Source organism: Streptomyces sp. NPDC007905, assembly GCF_042959345.1.
Classification (GTDB): Bacteria; Actinomycetota; Actinomycetes; order Streptomycetales; family Streptomycetaceae; genus Streptomyces.
Map to the genome: position 1 here is coordinate 45,468 of NZ_JBIBKS010000002.1, position 18,495 is coordinate 63,962.

Here is an 18,495-nt window from a genome sequence, read left to right on the forward strand (position 1 = left end):
CCGCTCGGGCACACTACGCTGCGCCCATGAGCATGCTGACTCCCCCTGGCATGGGCGGCCAGTACCGGATCACGGGGGACAAATACCCTCGGATGCGCCCTCCCCGGCGGCGCGGCAGGCTCGCGTTCGTCGTGCTGGCGTCCGTCGCCGCGCTCGGTCTGATCGGCTGGGGCACGCTGCAGCTCATCGACGTCTTCACCGGCGGCGAGAAGACCCCGGCGGCCGGGCGCGCGTCGGACTGCCGCACCAAGGCGAGCCCCGCCGCCCAGGTGGCCACGGCGCTGCCGAAGCCCGGCGAGATCACCGTGAACGTCTACAACGCCACCGCCCGCGCCGGGCTCGCCAAGGCCACGGCGGACGAGCTGAAGAAGCGCGGCTTCAGGATCGGTGACGTGGGCAACGCGTCCAAGGAGTTCGACAAGAAGGTCAAGGGCACCGGGATCCTCGTCGGCCCCGCCTCCGCGCTCAACACCTCGCTGCCGGTGCTCGCCACCCAGCTGGCCGGCGCCGAGCGCCGCACCGACGCCGCCCGCAAGGGCGCCGGTCTGGACCTGATCATCGGCGACGGGTTCAAGAACCTCACCCGGCGGACGGCCGCCGACCAGGCCCTGGCCAAGCTGACCACGGCCGGGCAGACGCCCGCCACGCCGAAGAAGAAGAACTGCTGAAACCGGACCGGCAGGGCTACTCGGCAGCGCCGTACAACCGGTCGCCCGCGTCTCCGAGGCCGGGGATGATGTAGCCGTGCTCGTTGAGGTGGTCGTCGACGGCCGCCGTGACGACCGTCACCGGGGTGCCCGCCAGCTCGCGCTCCATGACCTCGACGCCCTCGGGGGCGGCGAGCAGGACCACGGCGGTCACGTCGTCGGCGCCGCGCCTGATCAGCTCCCGGATGGCAGCGACCAGCGTGCCGCCCGTGGCCAGCATCGGGTCCAGCACGTACACCTGACGGCCCGAGAGGTCCTCGGGCATGCGCGAGGCGTAGGTGGAGGCCTGCAGCGTCTGCTCGTTGCGGATCATGCCGAGGAAACCCACCTCGGCGGTCGGCAGCAGCCGGACCATGCCGTCCAGCATGCCGAGGCCGGCCCGCAGGATCGGCACGACCAGCGGACGGGGCCGGGCGAGCTTGACGCCGGTGGTCTGCGCGACCGGCGTCCGGATGTCGACGGCCTCGGTGCGCACGTCCCGCGTGGCCTCGTAGGCGAGCAGGGTGACCAGTTCGTCGGCGAGCCGCCGGAAGGTCGCGGAGTCGGTGCGCTGGTCGCGCAGCGTGGTGAGCTTGTGGGCGACCAGGGGGTGGTCGACGACGTGGAGACGCATGTCCATAACAGTAACCGCGGCCGTCGGCAGCTCACGCTGGCATCAAACCCGCCGTGCGAGGGAAAGTGGGAGGGACGGACCCCGGGTGGTGTGACTGTGCCTGACCTGCCTGACCACGAGACCGAGGCCGCCGTGGGCGCCGGCTCCACCGGACCGCGGCAGCCCGAGACGGAAGCCGAGCGCCGGCGCCGCCGCGCCCAGTTCCTGCGCGACCTCGCCGAGGCCCGCGCGCTGCGCGACCGCGTTCAGCCCCGGCGCGCCAAGGCCGCCCGGTTGCGGCACGCCATGCGGATGCGAACGTTCCGCTGGTAGGGAAGGCCGTCGTACGATCCCCGCAGGGAAGATCCTGGTAAGGAAGATCACCGCGCACGCCGGTGTTCCCGCGGTGGGAGTGCGGGAGCGCCCGGAAAAGCCGCGTACGATCCGCAGGTGGCGGCAACGAGCACGCTGACGGGTCGTTCGCCCTCCAGACCCGGACGCACGATCAAAACAGCCAGACACAGGGAGCCGAAGACGTCCCCTGAACGCCTTGTTTCTGCCACGATTCCGAGTGGGTGGGGCTCGGAGCACAGCTCTCTCCGCCCAGAACCTCCGCCGGGGGGACCCCCAACCGGCACGCCTACGACCAGTGGGAGAGTCACGGTGTACTTCGCCGCACTGCTCGCGCGCACCGAAGACGGGTGGGAAGCGAGCGACACAGAGCTCGACGATGTGGAGACCCTGTCGGATCTGGCCGATCTGGCCAGGGAAGCCACTCCCGACGAGGACACGGTGTTCGTCCTGATCGAACAGGAGGACTCCTGGTTCGGTCTCGTCCGTGTGGACGGCGAGGAGGACCCTCGCATCTTCGTCTCCGACGCGGCCGCCGCCGCCCGCAGCGCCTACGGGGAGCTGCTGCTCACGGACGAGCTGCTCGGCCGGGAGCCCGGCGCCGACGACGGCCCCGACCTGGATGCCCTGGACCTCGACGGCACCGAGGAGGGCGAGTCCGAGGAGGAGGACGACGACGACGCGCCGACCACGTCCGTCAGCACGGTGCCGCACGGCCCGGTGGGCGACGGCCGGATCCTCGACGACCTGGGTGTCAGCGAGAAGGAGCTGCGGGGCCTCGATCCGAACGACGCGCTGGCCGAGATCGCCGAGGCCCTGGGCGCCTCGGAGGTGCTGGAGACCGTCCGCTGACCACGCCCGAACAGCCGCAGGACCCACAGGACACGGAGCGGGCACCGGACCCGGTACGCGACCGCTGGCGGGCCGCGATGCGGCTCGCCCTGGACGAGGCAGAGCTGGCCGTCCGGGGCGGGGACGTCCCCGTCGGCGCTGTCGTACTGTCCCCGGACGGTACGACGGTGCTCGCGACCGGACACAACGAGCGCGAGGCGATCGGCGACCCCACGGCCCACGCGGAGGTCCTCGCGATCCGGCGGGCCGCAGCCGGGCTCGGCCAGTGGCGGCTGACCGGATGCACCCTGGTCGTCACGCTCGAGCCCTGCACGATGTGCGCGGGCGCGCTCGTGCAGTCCCGCGTGGACCGGGTGGTCTACGGCGCCCGCGACGACAAGGCGGGAGCGGCCGGCTCCCTCTGGGACGTCGTACGGGACCGCCGGCTCAACCACCGGCCCGAGGTCGTCGAAGGCGTCCTGGGCGAGGACTGTGCGCGGCTCCTCACGGAGTTCTTCCGGGACCGCTGAATACCGATTTCAAACCATGCCCCGCCTTGCTGTAAGGTCTCCCTCGGTAGCGTGTCCGAGCGGCCGAAGGAGCTCGCCTCGAAAGCGAGTGTGGCGCAAGTCACCGAGGGTTCAAATCCCTCCGCTACCGCTGAAGAAGGGTCCCGTCGCGAGACGGGGCCCTTCGTGCGTGTCCTCAGCTGCTCGGCGGGCCGCACGGCAAGAGTTCTCGGCGGGCAGGCCGTTGGTCCGCCACGAGGGCGTGAAGTTACACTCGCCGCCGGCAACAGGGCCCGCGAGGCACAGGCACAGGGGAGGCCGCGGTGGCGGTGAACGCCAAGAAGATCGCCGTGTACGTGCTCGTGGTCTTCGCGCTGTACGTGATCATCACGGACCCGGCCAAGGCGGCCGACTACGTCCAGATAGCCTTCGAGGGCATTTCGGACGCGGCCAAGGCCATGGGCGACTTCATGACCTGGATCGCCAACGGAGCAAAGAGCTGAGAGAGCTGAGGTACACCCCATGATCCGCCACCTGGTCCTCTTCAAGCTCAACGAGGGCGTCGACCGCGACGATCCGCGGGTCGTCGCGGGCGTGGAGGCCTTCAGGGCGCTCGGCGACCGGATCGAGGAGCTGCGCTTCTGGGAGTGCGCCTGGAACATCAGCGACCGGCCGATCGCCTACGACTTCGCGATCAACTCGGCGGTCGAGGACACGGACGCACTCAAGCGCTACCTGGAGCACCCGGACCACCAGGCCGGCGTCGCGCTGTGGCGGGAGTTCGCCACGTGGGTGATCGCCGACTACGAGTTCTGAGCACCTCGCCCAAGGAGCCCCCCGCCCTGGACGGCGGGGGGCTTTCGTGCGTCCGGCGACCCAACTTGGCGCTGGTTGACCACAACACGATGTTATCGGGTGCTTGCACACAGTGCACATGTCTTGTGATGCTATGACCGCTTTTGACGGATGATTGACCGATGAAGAGGTGGCGTTGACCGTGTCGGCCAGTACTGCGCCGCCCCAGGACGAGGCGACCGCGCCCACCTCCGCCCCCGCCGCCCCCGAGAAGCGCCGCGGCGCCGACACCCGCGCCCTGACCCAGGTGCTCTTCGCCGAACTGAAGGACCTCAGGCCGGGCTCCCCGGAGCACAACCGGGTGCGGGGGGCACTCATCGAGGCCAACCTCCCGCTCGTGCGCTACGCGGCCGCCCGCTTCCGCTCCCGCAACGAACCGATGGAGGACGTGATCCAGGTCGGCACCATCGGTCTGATCAACGCCATCGACCGGTTCGACCCCGACCGGGGCGTGCAGTTCCCGACCTTCGCGATGCCCACCGTCGTCGGCGAGATCAAGCGGTACTTCCGGGACAACGTCCGCACGGTCCACGTACCGCGCCGGCTGCACGAGCTGTGGGTCCAGGTCAACAGCGCCACCGAGGACCTCACCACGGCCTTCGGCCGCTCACCGTCGACCGCCGAGATCGCCGAGCGCCTGCGGATCAGCGAGGACGAGGTGCTCTCCTGCATCGAGGCGGGACGGTCGTACCACGCCACCTCGCTGGAGGCCGCACAGGAGGGCGACGGGATGCCCGGCCTGCTGGACCGCATCGGCTACGAGGACCCGGCCCTGGACGGCGTCGAACACCGCGACCTGGTCCGCCATCTCCTCGTCCAACTCCCCGAGCGGGAACAGAGAATCCTTCTCCTGCGCTACTACAGCAATCTCACCCAGTCACAGATCAGCGCGGAACTCGGTGTCTCCCAGATGCACGTCTCGCGACTACTCGCCCGTAGCTTCCAGCGACTGCGGTCCGCGAATCGGATCGAGGCATAACCGGCGCACAGGAGCACGGTCCGGAACACACCAGATCACACCGGATCGAAAACAGGATCGAGTGGTAACCGGCGCGAGCGAATCGCTCACCAGGGCGGTTCCCGACAGTTGTGCGCCGAAAAACCGTCAGACCCCTTCTTTCCAGGGCCGATTCGCATCTCGCATGTCGACATGTCACTACAGCGTGTTGCCGACATGTGACATTCTGCGGGAAGCGCGTTTGCCGGAGCTCCGGCGCCGGTATTCAGGTGAAGGCTGCGTTGCTCGAAAGGCATCGCCGCCGCGACCGTCCCGCGACCCTGAAGGGGGTGGCATGTCCGCAGACCAGGGCAGCTCGAAGGTGCTCACACCCACGAGCGAGGCAGCGCCCACGGAGCTCAACGCTCTCGACGTGCTCGATGACGTCACGGCCCTCCAAGCAGTGCCGGCCCCGCCCGTCCCGCCCGCCGAAGCCGTTCCGGCCTCGGCGGACATCGACACCCGCACCCTGTCCCGCTCCCTGTTCCTGCGGCTCGCCGCACTCGCCGAGGACAGCCCCGAGCGCGCCTATGTGAGGGACACTCTGATCGAGCTGAACCTCCCGCTCGTGCGCTATGCGGCGGCTCGCTTCCGCTCCCGCAACGAGCCGATGGAGGACATCGTCCAGGTCGGCACGATCGGCCTGATCAAGGCGATCGACCGCTTCGACTGCGAACGGGGCGTGGAGTTCCCGACGTTCGCGATGCCGACGGTCGTGGGTGAGATCAAGCGCTTCTTCCGCGACACCTCGTGGTCGGTGCGCGTCCCGCGCCGGCTGCAGGAGCTGCGCCTGGCCCTCACCAAGGCCAGCGACGAGCTGTCCCAGAAACTGGACCGCTCCCCGACGGTGACGGAGCTGGCCGCGGTCCTCGGCGTCTCCGAGGAGGACGTGGTCGACGGCCTCGCGGTCGGCAACGCCTACACCGCCTCCTCGCTCGACTCCCCGGCCCCCGAGGACGACGGCGGCGAGGGCTCCCTGGCCGACCGGCTCGGCTACGAGGACACCGCGCTGGAGGGCGTGGAGTACCGCGAGTCGCTCAAGCCCCTGCTGGCCAAACTGCCGCCCCGGGAGCGCCGGATCATCATGCTGCGCTTCTTCGCCAACATGACCCAGTCGCAGATCGGCGAGGAGGTCGGCATCTCCCAGATGCACGTCTCCCGGTTGCTGACCCGGACGCTCGCCCAGCTGCGCGAGGGACTCATCTCCGACTGAGGCTTCTCATCTGACGGAGCATCAGCCCCCCTGGCCGGATGCTTCGTACCGGGATGCTTCGTACGACGACATGGACACATGGCCGCCGAGGCGCCGTTACGGCAGCGTCGGCGGCCGTCGTGTGTCTGGGCGTGGGCCTGGCCGCGTGCGGGGGCGGAGGCGGAGGCGGGTATGTGGCGGTGGGCGGCGTGCCACGGCCGGCGGGTACGGCGGGGAAACCCACGGGAGCGGTACGGATGGTGCCGCTGGACGGGCCGAGCGGCGGCGGCACATCCCCCTCGCCGGCCGCGACTTCACACGCGCCGGCGGTGCGGACCGCGTCGCCCGCCACCGGCCCGGCGGCCGGGCCTGTCGGCCCGGCCGGGCCGGCCGGGCCGACAGGCGCCGCACCGAGCACCACCGGTCAGGTCACGACCGCCCCTGAGCGGCCGCCGACACCCACCCCAACTCCTCCCTCCCGTACGGCGACCCCCGCGCCCGCCGACCTCGGCTGGGGCGATCCCGAACGCGAGGACACGGACCAACGCCGGTGCGAGAAGGTGACCGTGCCCTTTCACAACTCCGGTGGCGAGCCGGTGCGTTCGGGCACGGTGACGTTCGGCACCCACATCATCGGCGCGCTCGGCATCGACTGGGGGACGGTCGAGTCGACCGTCGGCCTTCCGGTGCCGATCGGGCCGGGAGTGCGCACGGACCACACCTGGACGGTGTGCGTCGACGCCTGGCGCGTACCGCTCGGCATGCACATCGAGACACGCGAGGTGTCCGTCCAGTGGAGCCCGTGACCTCCGGCAGGAGCCGGTGACCTCGGGCAGCCGGCCGGGCCCTACTTGATCGCCAGCCAGGCCACCACGGCGACGACGGCCACGGCGACGACGATGCCGACGATCAGGCCGATCCGGGGACCGGAGGAGGCCGCCTGCTGCTGCCGTCCCTGAGGAGCCTCGTCGACGAACGCGCGGAACATCTGAGTGCTGCCTGCGGGGTCGTGGTTGCCCTGGGGGCCCTGGGTGTTAGCCATGGCCCGAGACCCTAGCGAATCCGGGTGCCCGACCCAAGTGCGGGGCCACCAGGACAGAGGGGGGCACGCCACCCGTCCCCATCTGCTTATTCACCCTCGCAATACGTGCCTTTGCCAAGTTTTTGCGCCACGGGTCCCCGATTTGTTTGCCTGCAGCAACCAACCGCTATTATGGTTGCCCCAAGCAACGAATACGGGAGGTGTGATGGCCGAGCGGGCGCAGTTCGAGGAGCTGGCGCGTCAGCTCAGTGCCGTCGGAGCCGTGAAGCGGGACATGGGACGCATCCTGCCGCCCGAGTGCCCGGCCGGCTCGGCCGCCGTGCTGACCCTGCTCGGGCGCCACGGCGACATGCGCATGAGCAAGCTCGCCGAGCTGCTCGCCGTGGACATGTCGGTCACCAGCCGGCATGTCGCGCACGTCGCCGCACGCGGCTGGATCGAGCGGTCACCGGACCCCGCGGACAAGCGCTCGCGCATCCTGCGGCTGACGCCACCGGGCCTGGAGCAGCTCGCCGAGCTGTCCCGGCGGACCACCCATCTGCTCGCCGAGCGGCTGAGCGACTGGACCGACGAGGAGGTCGGCCAGCTCATCCGGCTGATGACGCGCCTGCGCGCCAGCTTCGGCGACTGCCGGTCCGCCCCGCCGCGGCTGCCCGCACCCGTAGTCGAAGAGACCACCCGTACACCCGCAAGCACGTAAGAAAAGGAAGTCCATGGCAACGACCACACCAGCCGGTGTGCGGGCTCACGCCAAGCACGGGGGAGGCGCAGGCCACGCCCCGATGACGCACCGGCAGATCATGGAGGCCCTGTCCGGGCTGCTGCTCGGCATGTTCGTGGCGATCCTGTCGTCCACGATCGTCTCCAACGCCCTGCCGCAGATCATCGGCGACCTCGGCGGCGGTCAGTCCGCCTACACCTGGGTGGTCACCGCCGCCCTGCTGTCGATGACCGCGGCCACTCCCCTGTGGGGCAAGCTCGCCGACCTGTACAGCAAGAAGGCGCTCGTCCAGATAGCCCTGATCATCTATGTCGTCGCCTCGATGGCGGCCGGCCTGTCGCAGAACCCCGGCATGCTGATCGCCTGCCGTGTGGTGCAGGGCATCGGCGTCGGCGGTCTGTCCGCACTGGCGCAGATCGTCATGGCGGCGATGATCTCCCCGCGTGAGCGCGGCCGTTACTCCGGCTACCTGGGTGCCACCTTCGCCGTCGCCACCGTCGGCGGCCCGCTGCTCGGCGGTGTCATCACCGACACCTCCTGGCTGGGCTGGCGCTGGTGCTTCTACGTCGGTGTCCCCTTCGCGATCATCGCGCTGATCGTGCTGCAGAAGACCCTGCACCTGCCCGTGGTCAAGCGGCAGGTCAAGGTCGACTGGGCCGGCGCGTTCTTCATCTCCGCCGCCGTCTCCCTGCTGCTGGTCTGGGTCACCTTCGCCGGTGACAAGTACGACTGGATCTCCTGGCAGACGTACGCGATGGTCGGCGGTTCCCTCGTCCTCGGCGCGCTGTTCGTGCTCACCGAGTCCAGGGCGAGCGAGCCGATCATCCCGCTGCGCCTGTTCAAGAACCGCACCATCACGCTCGCGTCGCTGGCCTCGCTGTTCGTCGGTGTCGCGATGTTCACCGGCACGGTGTTCTTCAGCCAGTACTTCCAGCTCGCCCGCGACAAGTCCCCGACCATGTCCGGCGTCATGACGATCCCGATGATCGGCGGTCTGTTCGTCTCCTCGACCGTCTCGGGCCAGTTCATCACCCGCACCGGCCGCTGGAAGGCATGGCTGGTCAGCGGTGGCGTCCTGGTGACGGCCGGTCTGGTGCTGCTCGGCGGCATCCGGTACGACACCGACTACTGGAAGATGGCCATCTTCATGGCCCTGCTGGGCCTCGGCATCGGCATGATGATGCAGAACCTGGTCCTCGCCACGCAGAACCAGGTGGCGCCCTCGGACCTCGGCTCGGCCAGCTCCACGGTCACCTTCTTCCGCTCCCTCGGTGGTGCGGTCGGCGTCTCGGCGCTGGGCGCGGTGATGTCCCACCGCATCACGCACTACGTCAAGGACGGCATCTCCGCCCTGCGCCCCAAGTACCGGGCGGCCCTGGCCGGCTCGAGCTCCACCGACAGCATCCCGGACATGGGCACGCTGCCGGCCCCGCTGCGCAGGCTTCTGGAGAGCGCCTACGGCCACGGCATCGCCGACGTCTTCCTCATCGCCGGCTGCCTCGCCGCCGTCGCCTTCCTGATCACGCTGTTCATCAAGGAGGTCCCGCTGAGGACCAAGGGTGCGCTGGCCCAGTCCGCCGAGGGTGAGGCCGCCGTGGCCGACCCGGCCGCCGCTCCGGCCGTCGCGGAGGCGCAGCAGATCCCGGCCCAGGTCGCCGCCACGACCGAGGCCGACCCGGCCACGGCGACCGCCACCGCCACCGCCACGCAGCAGCTGACCGCCGTCACCGCGGTCGCCGAGCCCGGCGGCACCCCGGTCCACGGCTTCGTCCGCGGCGTGGAGAGCGCCCCGGTGCCGCAGGCCGCGATCACGCTGATCTCCCTTACCGGCCGCCAGCTCGGCCGCGCGGTCGCCCAGGCCGACGGTTCCTACGGGCTGCACGCCCCGGGCACGGGCTCGTACGTGCTGATCGCCTCCGCCGACGGCTACCAGCCGCAGGCCTCCACGATCGTGGTGGGCGAGGAGCCGCTGTCGTACGACATCCTGCTCAGCGGCACCAGCGGGCTGGCCGGTGTGGTCCGGGCGACCGGGAGCGCGCTGCCGGTCAAGGACGCGATGGTGATCGTCACCGATGTGCGCGGGGACCTGCTGGCCACCGCCGCCAGCGGTGAACAGGGCGAGTTCGCCTTCACCGACCTGGTGCCGGGCACGGTGACCGTCGCGGTCAACGCGAGCGGGTTCCGGCCGCGCGCGCTGCCGGTCGAGGTCGCCACCACCGGGGTCACCCGGATCGAGGTCGACCTGGACGCCGGCGCCCGGCTGCAGGGTGTCGTGCGGGCCCCGCACGGTCCGCTGGCCGACGCCCGCGTGACGCTGGTGGACCAGGCGGGCAACGTGGTCGGCACGGCCACCACCGGGACGGACGGGGCGTACGCCTTCACCGACCTGGACAACGGCGAGTACACCGTCATCGCGACAGGCTACCCGCCGGTGGCCACCGCCCTGACCCTCTCCGGCGCCGGAGCCGACGACCACGACATCGAACTCGCCCACCCCGGCGAGTAGCTCGACCCACGGCCCGTGGTGCGCGCCGCTCCTGAAGGTGCGGCGTGTGCCATGGGCCGGTTTCCTACGACCACTTCGTAAGGCTTTGCAGGGAGAAAACCGGATGGGACTGACCGCGAGGATCCGCACCCGGGACGGATGGGCCGTGTCGCACGCGGTCGTCACCGTGACCGACATGACCGGTACGCAGGTGCTGCGGGCCGAGGCGGACGCCGAGGGGGCCGTACGGGACACCACCGAACTGGCGCCGGGGGCGTACACCGTGATCGTGACCGCCGTCGGGTACGCGCCCGCCGCCTCCAGCGCCATCGTCACCGCCCGTGGGCGGGCGGAGGTCGGCACGGTGACGCTGGCCCGCCGGGGCGGCACCGAACTGCCGCCGCCCGGCCCCTGGACCATCGACCCGGTGCACTCCTCGGTCGCCGCCGTCGCCCAGCACCTCGGGATCTCCAGCGTGCACGGCCGGTTCACGGAGTTCGGCGGGACCATCGAGATCGCGCCCGACGACATCACCAAGTCACGGGTGGAGGCGGTCATCCGGGCGGCGTCCGTCGACACCGGCAACGGCATGCGCGACACGCACCTGAGGTCGGCGGACTTCCTCGACGTCGAGCGGCACCCGGAGCTCACCTACCGGTCCACGGGCCTGACCCAGGCCGGCCCGGACCGCTGGACGGTGCACGGCGAACTGGCGATGCACGGCGTCGCACGCCCGGTCGAGCTGGACCTGGCCTACCTCGGCACCGGCGCCGACCCGTGGGGCGGTACCCGCGCCGCCTTCCGCGCGACCGCCGAACTGCACCGCGAGGACTTCGCGATGAACTACAACCAGGTCCTGCAGGCGGGCATCGCCGCCATCGGTACGACGCTCAGGATCGAACTGGACGTCCAGGCGGTCCAGGGCGAGTCACTGCCGGTCGCCTGACGCCCTCCGGCCGCCGACCCGGGCCACCAGGTCGGCGCACAGGTCACGGAGCTTGACGTTGCGGTCCTGCGAGACGCGCCGCAGCCGGGCCATGGCCGTCTCCGCATCCAGCCGCTCCCGGCCCATGACGATGCCGACGGCCTGGTCGATGACGCTGCGGGACAGCAGCGCGAGCCGCACATCGGCGGCCGAGGACCGCTCGCGCTCGATGTGCAGGGCGGTGTTGATCACTACGGTGGCCCGCAGGGCGAGGTCCCGGGCCTCTTCCCGGCCCTCGCCGAGCGCGCCCGGTACGGTGCCGTAAAGGTTCAGGGCGGCCCCCGCCTCGCCCTCGACCACCAGCGGCACCGCCAGGACGCAGCACACCCCGCTGGACACGGCGAACGCCGTGTACGCCGGCCAGCGTCTCTCTCTGGCCAGGTCGGGGGCGTACTGCTCGCTCCCGGTCTCGGCCGCGTCGACGCACGGGCCGGACCCGTTCTCGTACTGGCGCTGGTCCAGCCCACTGGGGAGGCCCGCGCTGCCCGCCAGGGTGAGCAGCCGGTCGGACCGGCGCACGGTGATGCTGCAGGCGGCGGCGCCGGGCACTTCCTGCACGGCGCGGTCGGTCAGGTCCCGCAGCAGCGTGTCCAGACCGCCGCCGCGCGTCAGGACCCGGTCCAGGGTCTCCGTCTCCGGGCTGTCAGGTCGCATGCACGTACGGATATCCCGAGAACGGCCGTCGACGCAGGCGCCCCGGTTCGACCGTCAGTTCTCCGTCACACCCACGATCCGCCGGGCCAGCTCCCGCAGCTTCGTGTTCTCCCGCTGGGAGGCGCGGACCAGGCTCTCGAAGGCCGCCGCCGCGTCCATGTCGAGGCGTTCCATGAGGATGCCGGTGGCCTGGCCGATCAGGTCCCGGGTGTGCATGGCCTCGGTGAGCTGTTCCCGGACCGTCACCGAGTTCAGGGCGAGGCTGACATGGGTGGTGAGGAGGCGGCCGAGGCGGGTGGCGGTCTCGTCGAAGGCGTGCGGGTCGCGGGAGTAGGCCGTCAGCACGGTGAGCCGGCGCCTGTCCGCGCGCAGCCGCAGCGACAGCACCGAGCGCAGCCCGAGGCCGGACAGCGGGCCCTGCCCGCCGTCACCGCCGCCGTCCGCCATGCGCACCACGGGCGAGGTCCACAGCTGTTCCCAGTGGGGCAGGCCCGGGTCCTCGGCATCCCGCACGAGGTCGTCGCTCCAGGCGACCGTGCGCAGGCTCTCGCCGCGCTCGAGTTCGCAGACCCCGGCGTGCTCGGCGCCGGGCAGCAGATGCACGGCCAGCTGGACGGCGGTGCTGAGCGTGGCATGCGGGGTGGTGGTCTCGTGCAGTTGCCGAGCCGCCACCGTGAGCGCTTCGGCCAGCTCAAGACCGACCGGAAAGCGGGTCATATCGGAAAAGTCAGACGAAGCCACCACGAACCTCTCGAATGACACGGCCGTACGGCCATGCTCAGGAGAGCTCCGCAGCACATTCCCGACTGCGAGCACACGACACCTGCACTTTAGCTGCTCCAATGAGGTGAAGTGACGTTCGGCCGACGCCCGGCCACCGGCCTGCTTCGGCCGCCCGCCGGGCCATGGTCCAATGGACCCGTCGGTCAGGAAGCAGCCCCCGGGGGCACCGCTCCGCCCGAACCGGAAGCGGAACCCAGACCCCCGCCCGCCCGCCAGGTGAGAGTGCCGTGACCCTCCTCCCGACTCCTTCGCCACCCGGCGAGCCCGGCCGCACGCTGCTCACGCTGCCGCCGGAAGTCGACCTGTGCACCGCGCCCCGCCTGTACGCCCGGATCCTCTCGGTCGCCCACGCCCGCCGGCTGCGCCTGCTGGTGCTGGACCTGACCCGCACCCGGTTCATGGACTCCCAGGGCGCTCACCTGATCCACGACGTACGCCGGCTGCTGCGCCCGCACACCGAGGTCCGGGTGGCCGCCCTCCCGGACGGCCTGCCGAGCCGCGTGCTCACCCTGACCGGGGTGCGCCGGGACGTCCCGGTGTACGAGGACACGGCCGCGGCGCTGACATCCTGAACGTGTGCCCGACAGGGTCGGGCCGGCCGGGCCGTACTCGCTCTAGGCTGCGCCCATGGCACCCGACATCGCGACGAACACCCGTGTGTCCCTGTCCGAACTGCTGGACTTCGTACGCCCCCGCCACCACGCGATCCTGCTCACCCGCCGGGCCGACGGCAGCCCCCAGGGCTCCCCACTGACCTGCGGGGTCGACGACTCGGGCCGGATCGTCGTCTCCACCTACCCGGAGCGCGCCAAGACCCGCAACGCCCGGCGGGACCCCCGGGTCAGCCTCATCGTCCTGAGCGACGACTGGAACGGCCCCTGGGTCCAGATCGACGGCACGGCGGAGGTGATCGACAGCCCCGATTCGGTGGAGCCGTTGGTCGAGTACTACCGGAACATCGCCGGCGAACACCCGGACTGGAACGAGTACCGCGAGGCGATGGTCAAGCAGGGCAAGTCGATCATCCGTGTGACGCCGGAGCGGTGGGGGCCGGTGGCGACGGGTGGCTTTCCGGCGCGGCTGGTCGCCGGCGAGTAGTCAGCCGCGCTCGACCATCGCCTCGATCCCGGCCACCAGCAGAGCCAGGGCGAAGGTGAAGTCACGGTCCATCGTCTCGGCGACCGTGTCGCCGCCGCGGGCGTCCATGATCTCCTCGTACTCATGGAGGTGGTTCGCGGCCTCCGGGTCCTGCTGGGCCGAGCTCATGGCCTGCTGGTAGTAGTCGTCCGGGGTCAGACCGGAGTCCGCGATCCGGGACAGGAACTGGCCCTCGAGCGTGCCGTAGCCGTACACGAACTGGAACACGGCCGAGATGGCGCTGGTCACGCGGTGCGCGGGCAGCCCGGCGCGGCGGACGACGCGCTGCACGCCGCGGGAGAAGGCGAGCGCGTTGGGGCCGATGTTGAGGTAGCGCCCCGCCAGTGGCGAAAGCCGGGCGTGGCGCACCAGCAGCGCCCGGTACCCGGTGGCCGGCGCCCGCAGTTGCTCGCGCCAGTCGGCGTCGTCCTGTGCCCCGGGCGGCCGCAGCTCGCCGTGGGCGGCGTCCAGGGCGAGTTCGAGCAGGCCGTCCTTGGTGTCGACGTACCAGTACAGGGACATCGCGGTGACGTTCAGCTCGCCGGCCAGCCGCCGCATGGAGAACTTCGCCGGCCCCTCGGCGTCCAGCAGCCGCACGCTCACGGCGGTGATCCGCTCGCGGTCCAGCCCCGATGGCTGTGCGCTGCGCCCACCGCGCCGCGCCTTGCCCTCCAGCCAGACACTGCCCCGCGCCGACCGCCCACCCGCCTTCGCCATCGACGCACCTTCCCAGAACTCCGGCCACTTCCCAAGATGCCGGGACCACGGCGGACCCAAGGGGCGCGGGGCTGTGCACGCGGCTGTGTCGCGTGGGCACGAGCAGCCGTCACGGGCCCGCAGGCGCGGGAATAACCACACCCCGAGCTCTTGGGCGACCGTCCCACGACAGCTGTACGGGAAAGGCGGTGGCCTTCCGGCCACCGCCTCTCATCCCGTGCCGATCGTCAGCCGCTCGTCGTCCGGGTCAGGTCGTAGAAGGTGGCCGAACCGACCGTCACCTTCTTGAAGTTGCTCTGGACCCACGAGCTGATCCGGGCCGACGTACCGCTGTTACCGCCTGACATGCCACCGCCCATGCCACCGCCGGCGATGAAGTAGTGGATCTTTCCTTCCTCCACGTACTTCTTGAACTCGGCCAGTGTCGGGGAGGGGTCGGTGCCGTTGAAGCCGCCGATCGCCATCACCGGGTCACCGGTGGCCAGCTGGTAGCTCGCGGCGCTCTGCGAGCCGACGGAGGCGGCGACCCAGGTGTAGTGGCCCGCGTCCGTCTCCAGCAGCTTCCTGGCCGCGGAGCCGACGTTCGCGCCGTTGAGCAGGCCGCCGGCACCGCCGCCGCCCATGCGGCCGCCTTCGCCGGTCGCGCCGCCGCCCGGGAAGCCGTTGCCGTTCTGCTGCCCCGGCCGCCCCTGCTGGTTCTGGCCCTGGGCGTTGCCGTTCCGGCCCGGCATGCCACCGCCCGGGAAGCCCTGCCCGGGCCCCGGCATGGTCCCGTTGCCGTGCTGCCGACCCTGCCGGCCCTGACCCGGCATGCCGCCGCCGAAGCCGCCGCGCATCCCGCCACCGCCGGGGCCGCCACCACCGAAGCCCATCAGGCCCGCGCCCGCCGGACCGGCCGTCGGGATGGAGCCGGTGTGCGCGGAGTTCACCGTGCTGAGGGTGTACGCCGTCGGACCGGCCAGCGCGGCCAGCAGGCCCACCGCCGCCGCGCCGAGGGCGAGCCGGCGCGAGATACGGTCCGCGAGGACCAGGCCGAGGGCAGCCGCCGGCCCGCCGACCAGGACCAGCCACTTCAGCCAGGGCAGATACCCGGGCGTGCGGTTGAGCAGGACGTAGCCCCAGGCGGCCGCGGCCACCACGGCGGCGGCGAGGGTGACGGACGCCCAGGTCTCCTTCCGTTCCTCCCACAGCAGCCCGGCGCCCATGCCGGTGACGGCCGCGACGTAGGGGGCGAGGGCCACCGTGTAGTACTGGTGGAAGATGCCCGCCATGTAGCTGAAGACCACCATGGTGATCAGCAGCGAGCCGCCCCACACCAGGAACGAGGCCCGCATGACGGACGTACGCCGGGCCATGAGGGTCCCCCCGCTCGGGCGGAGCCGAGAGTGGGGGAGGGTCGCCCACAAGCCCGCGGCCAGCAGGATCAGCGCGGCCGGGACGAGCCAGGAGATCTGGCTGCCGACCTCTGAGCTGAACATCCGGTCCCAGCCGGTGGCGCCCCAGCGGCCGGAGCCGTTGCCTGCACCTCCACCGCCGACGCTGCCGGTCTCGTCACCGCTGATCCGGCCGAGGCCGTTGTAGCCGAAGGTCAGTTCCAGGAAGCTGTTGTTCTGCGAACCGCCGATGTAGGGGCGCGAGGAGGCCGGCCACAGCTCGACGATCGCGACCCACCAGCCGCCGGCCACGACGAGCGCCACGGTCGCCAGGCCCAGCTGCACCAGCCGCTTGCGCAGCTTCACCGGACCACAGACGCCGTACACGATCGCCAGCGGCGGCAGGATCAGGAACGCCTGCAGCGTCTTGGCGAGAAACGCGAAGCCGATCGCGACACCCGCCCACACCAGCCACCTGGTCCGCCCGTCCTCCACGGCCCGTACGACGAAATAGCAGGCCAGCGCCATCAGCAGGGCCAGCAGCGCGTCCGGGTTGTTGAAGCGGAACATCAGCGCCGCGACAGGGGTGAGCGCGAGCACCGCACCCGCGATCAGACCGGCCGCGGGGCTGAACCCGCGCCGCACAGCCGCGTACACGACCGCCACCGTGCCGACGCCCATGAGGACCTCGGGGGTGAGGATCGCCCACGAGTTCAGGCCGAAGATCCTGACCGCCAGCTCCATCGGCCACATGAAGGCCGAGGGCTTGTCGACGGTGATGGCGTTGCCCGCGTCCAGCGAACCGAAGAAGAACGCCTTCCAGGACTTGCTGCCCGCCTGGACGGCGGCTGAGTAGAAGGAGTTCGCGTAGCCGGAGGCGCTCAGGTTGTACAGGTAGGTGACGAGGGTGAGGGCCAGCAGGCCGAGGAAGGCCGGGCGCGCCCAGCGCGGGTCCTCGGGACGGCCGCGCCACGGTCTCCGTAGGAAGGGCTGCCCTGACCGGCCGGACTCGGGGGCCTGCGGGGGAGCCGCGGGCGACGGACCCCAGGCGGCGGGTTGGTCGTAATGGGTGGTCATCGGGGGTCCCCCGGGTCGGTGTCGTGGGAGCGCACCGGCTGCAGCCGCATGGTGGCGTCCCTCCAGCTGCCGTCCGCGGCTTCACCGGCGCGGACCTGGGTGGTCTGGTACCGGTAGGGCTGCTGCGGCACCGGGCGCTGCGGAAGCGGTCCGCTCGGCCCGTACGGCACGGTCGTCGTGCAGGTCGGCGAGGACGGGGTGTGCGTGGCGATCATCGTCGAGCCGCCGCAATCCTCCCCGCGGTCCGAGAAGACCCAGACACGGAAGAGCAGGAAACGCAGCACGGTCGCCGCGAGGTTGGCGGCGATGAGCACGGCCAGCTCGGTGGAGTGCGCCGGGTTGCCGGTGGCCGCGTTCAGGGCGGCCAGGGAGCCGCTGGTCAGGGCGAGTCCGATGCCGAAGACGACCAGCCCCTGCGCCTGGTGCCGTACCGCACCGCCCCGGCCGCGCACCCCGAAGGTCAGCCTGCGGTTGGCGGCCGTGTTCGCGACGGCCGAGACGAGCAGGGCGAGCGCGTTGGCGACCTGCGAGCCGGAGAACTGCCGGAAGACGCTGTAGAGCAGCAGGTAGAAGACGGTCGACAGACCGCCGACCACGCAGAACCCGACGAGCTGGCGGGCGAGCCCCTTGGGCACGTCCTGGATGTCGCGGTCGCGCGGGTCGTCGCCGAAGGGCCGGGTGAGCCGGTCCAGCGGCAGCGAACCGGTGGCCAGGGCCTTGCCGATGCGCCACACGCCCTTGAGGTCGTCGGTGGCCGTGTTCACGATGTGCACGGTCGAGTCCGGATCGTCGACCCAGTCGACCGGCACCTCGTGGATCCTGAGCCCGGCCCGCTCGGCGAGCACCAGCATCTCGGTGTCGAAGAACCACCCCGTGTCCTCCACGAGGGGCAGCAGCACCTGGGCGACATCCCGCCGGATCGCCTTGAAGCCGCACTGCGCGTCGGAGAAGCGGGCCTGCAGCGAGCCGCGCAGGATCAGGTTGTAGGCCCGGCTGATCAACTCACGCTTGGGCCCGCGCACCACCCGGGAGGCGCGGGCGAGCCGGGAGCCGATCGCCAGGTCCGAATGGCCCGAGATCAGCGGTGCCACCAGCGGCAGCAGGGCGTTGAGGTCGGTGGACAGGTCGACGTCCATGTACGCGAGGATCGGCGCCTCGGACGCGGACCACACGGTCCGCAGGGCGCGTCCGCGGCCCTTCTGCTCCAGACGGAAGACCGCGACCTCCGGGATCTCCGCCTCCAGCCGCGCCGCCACCAGCGGGGTGCCGTCCGTGGAGGCGTTGTCCGCGATCGTGATGCGGAAGGCGTACGGGAAGGTGCGGGTCAGGTGCTCGTGCAGTCTGCGGACGCACGGATGGAGGTCCTTCTCCTCGTTGTAGACGGGGATCACTACGTCCAGGACAGGCGTACCGGCGTTTCCGGCCGGGAGGTGCTCCCGCGCCGGCAGGGTGCCGGGAGAAGAGTCGGTTCGCATGGACCCGACACT

21 protein-coding genes and 1 tRNA gene are annotated in these 18,495 nt (G+C 71.1%); 15 read left to right on the forward strand and 7 right to left on the reverse strand.

What is annotated here, in order from left to right; all coding sequences use genetic code 11:
* Positions 1-26 precede the first annotated feature (26 nt).
* Positions 27-668, forward strand: a complete 642-nt coding sequence (locus tag ACFZDC_RS03850; protein ID WP_391319815.1) for a LytR C-terminal domain-containing protein — start codon at positions 27-29, stop codon at positions 666-668.
* A 16-nt stretch (positions 669-684) separates the two neighbouring features.
* Here ACFZDC_RS03850 and upp read toward each other — a convergent pair whose 3' ends face one another.
* A complete protein-coding gene (gene upp, locus ACFZDC_RS03855; protein WP_391319817.1) occupies positions 685-1,320 on the reverse strand; it encodes a uracil phosphoribosyltransferase in 636 nt (211 codons plus the stop codon).
* Positions 1,321-1,416: 96 nt separating this feature from the next.
* Here upp and ACFZDC_RS03860 point away from each other — a divergent pair, with 96 nt between their 5' ends.
* From ACFZDC_RS03860 to ACFZDC_RS03900, 9 genes are all read left to right on the forward strand, one after another.
* Entirely contained in the window at positions 1,417-1,632 is a 216-nt protein-coding gene (locus ACFZDC_RS03860; protein ID WP_391319819.1) for a hypothetical protein, read from the forward strand.
* Between the two features lie 330 nt (positions 1,633-1,962).
* A complete protein-coding gene (locus tag ACFZDC_RS03865; protein WP_391319821.1) occupies positions 1,963-2,502 on the forward strand; it encodes a hypothetical protein in 540 nt (179 codons plus the stop codon).
* Positions 2,503-2,579: 77 nt separating this feature from the next.
* A complete protein-coding gene (tadA, locus tag ACFZDC_RS03870; protein ID WP_391319823.1) occupies positions 2,580-3,011 on the forward strand; it encodes a tRNA adenosine(34) deaminase TadA in 432 nt (143 codons plus the stop codon).
* 45 nt (positions 3,012-3,056) lie between these two features.
* Positions 3,057-3,141 (forward strand) — tRNA-Ser (locus ACFZDC_RS03875).
* A 172-nt stretch (positions 3,142-3,313) separates the two neighbouring features.
* Positions 3,314-3,493 (forward strand): hypothetical protein, encoded by a 180-nt coding sequence (locus ACFZDC_RS03880; RefSeq protein ID WP_391319825.1) that lies wholly within the window; start codon positions 3,314-3,316, stop codon positions 3,491-3,493.
* 19 nt (positions 3,494-3,512) lie between these two features.
* Positions 3,513-3,806, forward strand: a complete 294-nt coding sequence (locus ACFZDC_RS03885; protein ID WP_391319827.1) for a Dabb family protein — start codon at positions 3,513-3,515, stop codon at positions 3,804-3,806.
* Between the two features lie 175 nt (positions 3,807-3,981).
* A complete protein-coding gene (locus ACFZDC_RS03890) occupies positions 3,982-4,824 on the forward strand; it encodes a SigB/SigF/SigG family RNA polymerase sigma factor (protein WP_391320686.1) in 843 nt (280 codons plus the stop codon).
* A 313-nt stretch (positions 4,825-5,137) separates the two neighbouring features.
* Positions 5,138-6,055: a SigB/SigF/SigG family RNA polymerase sigma factor gene (locus tag ACFZDC_RS03895; RefSeq protein ID WP_391319829.1), complete on the forward strand. Its 918-nt coding sequence runs from the start codon at positions 5,138-5,140 to the stop codon at positions 6,053-6,055.
* Between the two features lie 308 nt (positions 6,056-6,363).
* Positions 6,364-6,840: a hypothetical protein gene (locus ACFZDC_RS03900; protein ID WP_391319831.1), complete on the forward strand. Its 477-nt coding sequence runs from the start codon at positions 6,364-6,366 to the stop codon at positions 6,838-6,840.
* 41 nt (positions 6,841-6,881) lie between these two features.
* Here the strand turns inward: ACFZDC_RS03900 and ACFZDC_RS03905 are convergent, their stop codons facing one another.
* Positions 6,882-7,076: a hypothetical protein gene (locus tag ACFZDC_RS03905; RefSeq protein WP_391319833.1), complete on the reverse strand. Its 195-nt coding sequence runs from the start codon at positions 7,074-7,076 to the stop codon at positions 6,882-6,884.
* 205 nt (positions 7,077-7,281) lie between these two features.
* On the opposite strand from ACFZDC_RS03905, the gene ACFZDC_RS03910 reads away from it, so the two are divergent.
* The 3 genes from ACFZDC_RS03910 (at position 7,282) to ACFZDC_RS03920 (ending at position 11,228) form a co-directional block, all read left to right on the forward strand.
* Positions 7,282-7,776, forward strand: a complete 495-nt coding sequence (locus ACFZDC_RS03910; RefSeq protein ID WP_391319835.1) for a MarR family transcriptional regulator — start codon at positions 7,282-7,284, stop codon at positions 7,774-7,776.
* Positions 7,777-7,789: 13 nt separating this feature from the next.
* Positions 7,790-10,303: a DHA2 family efflux MFS transporter permease subunit gene (locus ACFZDC_RS03915; RefSeq protein ID WP_391319837.1), complete on the forward strand. Its 2,514-nt coding sequence runs from the start codon at positions 7,790-7,792 to the stop codon at positions 10,301-10,303.
* Between the two features lie 103 nt (positions 10,304-10,406).
* Positions 10,407-11,228 carry a YceI family protein gene (locus tag ACFZDC_RS03920; protein WP_391319838.1) on the forward strand — a complete coding sequence of 274 codons (822 nt, stop codon included), beginning with the start codon at positions 10,407-10,409 and terminating at the stop codon, positions 11,226-11,228.
* Here ACFZDC_RS03920 and ACFZDC_RS03925 read toward each other — a convergent pair.
* Together ACFZDC_RS03925 and ACFZDC_RS03930 are read right to left on the reverse strand one after the other, a co-directional pair.
* Entirely contained in the window at positions 11,211-11,921 is a 711-nt protein-coding gene (locus ACFZDC_RS03925; protein WP_391319840.1) for an ANTAR domain-containing protein, read from the reverse strand. The genes ACFZDC_RS03920 and ACFZDC_RS03925 overlap by 18 nt on opposite strands.
* Positions 11,922-11,975: 54 nt before the next feature.
* Positions 11,976-12,638, reverse strand: coding sequence for an ANTAR domain-containing protein (locus tag ACFZDC_RS03930; protein ID WP_391319842.1), 663 nt, complete (start codon positions 12,636-12,638; stop codon positions 11,976-11,978).
* 293 nt (positions 12,639-12,931) lie between these two features.
* Between ACFZDC_RS03930 and ACFZDC_RS03935 the strand changes: the two genes are divergently transcribed.
* Both ACFZDC_RS03935 and ACFZDC_RS03940 read left to right on the forward strand, forming a co-directional pair.
* A complete protein-coding gene (locus tag ACFZDC_RS03935) occupies positions 12,932-13,276 on the forward strand; it encodes an STAS domain-containing protein (RefSeq protein ID WP_391319843.1) in 345 nt (114 codons plus the stop codon).
* Between the two features lie 55 nt (positions 13,277-13,331).
* Positions 13,332-13,802, forward strand: coding sequence for a TIGR03618 family F420-dependent PPOX class oxidoreductase (locus ACFZDC_RS03940; protein ID WP_391319845.1), 471 nt, complete (start codon positions 13,332-13,334; stop codon positions 13,800-13,802).
* Here the strand turns inward: ACFZDC_RS03940 and ACFZDC_RS03945 are convergent, their stop codons facing one another.
* The 3 genes from ACFZDC_RS03945 to ACFZDC_RS03955 all read right to left on the reverse strand — a co-directional run bounded on the left by ACFZDC_RS03945 (position 13,803) and on the right by ACFZDC_RS03955 (position 18,483).
* The gene (locus ACFZDC_RS03945; RefSeq protein WP_391319847.1) at positions 13,803-14,558 is read right to left on the reverse strand and encodes a TetR/AcrR family transcriptional regulator C-terminal domain-containing protein; all 756 of its coding nucleotides are present in this window, start codon (positions 14,556-14,558) and stop codon (positions 13,803-13,805) included.
* Positions 14,559-14,785: 227 nt separating this feature from the next.
* The gene (locus ACFZDC_RS03950; protein WP_391319849.1) at positions 14,786-17,008 is read right to left on the reverse strand and encodes a glycosyltransferase family 39 protein; all 2,223 of its coding nucleotides are present in this window, start codon (positions 17,006-17,008) and stop codon (positions 14,786-14,788) included.
* Positions 17,005-18,483 carry a glycosyltransferase gene (locus ACFZDC_RS03955; RefSeq protein WP_391319850.1) on the reverse strand — a complete coding sequence of 493 codons (1,479 nt, stop codon included), beginning with the start codon at positions 18,481-18,483 and terminating at the stop codon, positions 17,005-17,007. Before ACFZDC_RS03955 ends, ACFZDC_RS03950 begins: the two co-directional genes overlap by 4 nt.
* Positions 18,484-18,495: the final 12 nt, after the last annotated feature.

Bases quoted from the DNA above. Each gene is read 5' to 3' on its own strand.
- tadA (WP_391319823.1), top strand. From the start codon at position 2,580: ATGCGGCTCGCCCTGGACGAGGCAGAGCTGGCCGTCCGGGGCGGGGAC.
- ACFZDC_RS03895 (WP_391319829.1), top strand. From the start codon at position 5,138: ATGTCCGCAGACCAGGGCAGCTCGAAGGTGCTCACACCCACGAGCGAG.
- ACFZDC_RS03885 (WP_391319827.1), top strand. From the start codon at position 3,513: ATGATCCGCCACCTGGTCCTCTTCAAGCTCAACGAGGGCGTCGACCGC.
- ACFZDC_RS03950 (WP_391319849.1), bottom strand. From the start codon at position 17,008: ATGACCACCCATTACGACCAACCCGCCGCCTGGGGTCCGTCGCCCGCG.
- ACFZDC_RS03915 (WP_391319837.1), top strand. From the start codon at position 7,790: ATGGCAACGACCACACCAGCCGGTGTGCGGGCTCACGCCAAGCACGGG.
- ACFZDC_RS03905 (WP_391319833.1), bottom strand. From the start codon at position 7,076: ATGGCTAACACCCAGGGCCCCCAGGGCAACCACGACCCCGCAGGCAGC.
- ACFZDC_RS03850 (WP_391319815.1), top strand. From the start codon at position 27: ATGAGCATGCTGACTCCCCCTGGCATGGGCGGCCAGTACCGGATCACG.
- ACFZDC_RS03920 (WP_391319838.1), top strand. From the start codon at position 10,407: ATGGGACTGACCGCGAGGATCCGCACCCGGGACGGATGGGCCGTGTCG.
- ACFZDC_RS03925 (WP_391319840.1), bottom strand. From the start codon at position 11,921: ATGCGACCTGACAGCCCGGAGACGGAGACCCTGGACCGGGTCCTGACG.
- ACFZDC_RS03910 (WP_391319835.1), top strand. From the start codon at position 7,282: ATGGCCGAGCGGGCGCAGTTCGAGGAGCTGGCGCGTCAGCTCAGTGCC.
- ACFZDC_RS03945 (WP_391319847.1), bottom strand. From the start codon at position 14,558: ATGGCGAAGGCGGGTGGGCGGTCGGCGCGGGGCAGTGTCTGGCTGGAG.
- ACFZDC_RS03930 (WP_391319842.1), bottom strand. From the start codon at position 12,638: ATGACCCGCTTTCCGGTCGGTCTTGAGCTGGCCGAAGCGCTCACGGTG.
- upp (WP_391319817.1), bottom strand. From the start codon at position 1,320: ATGCGTCTCCACGTCGTCGACCACCCCCTGGTCGCCCACAAGCTCACC.
- ACFZDC_RS03940 (WP_391319845.1), top strand. From the start codon at position 13,332: ATGGCACCCGACATCGCGACGAACACCCGTGTGTCCCTGTCCGAACTG.
- ACFZDC_RS03955 (WP_391319850.1), bottom strand. From the start codon at position 18,483: ATGCGAACCGACTCTTCTCCCGGCACCCTGCCGGCGCGGGAGCACCTC.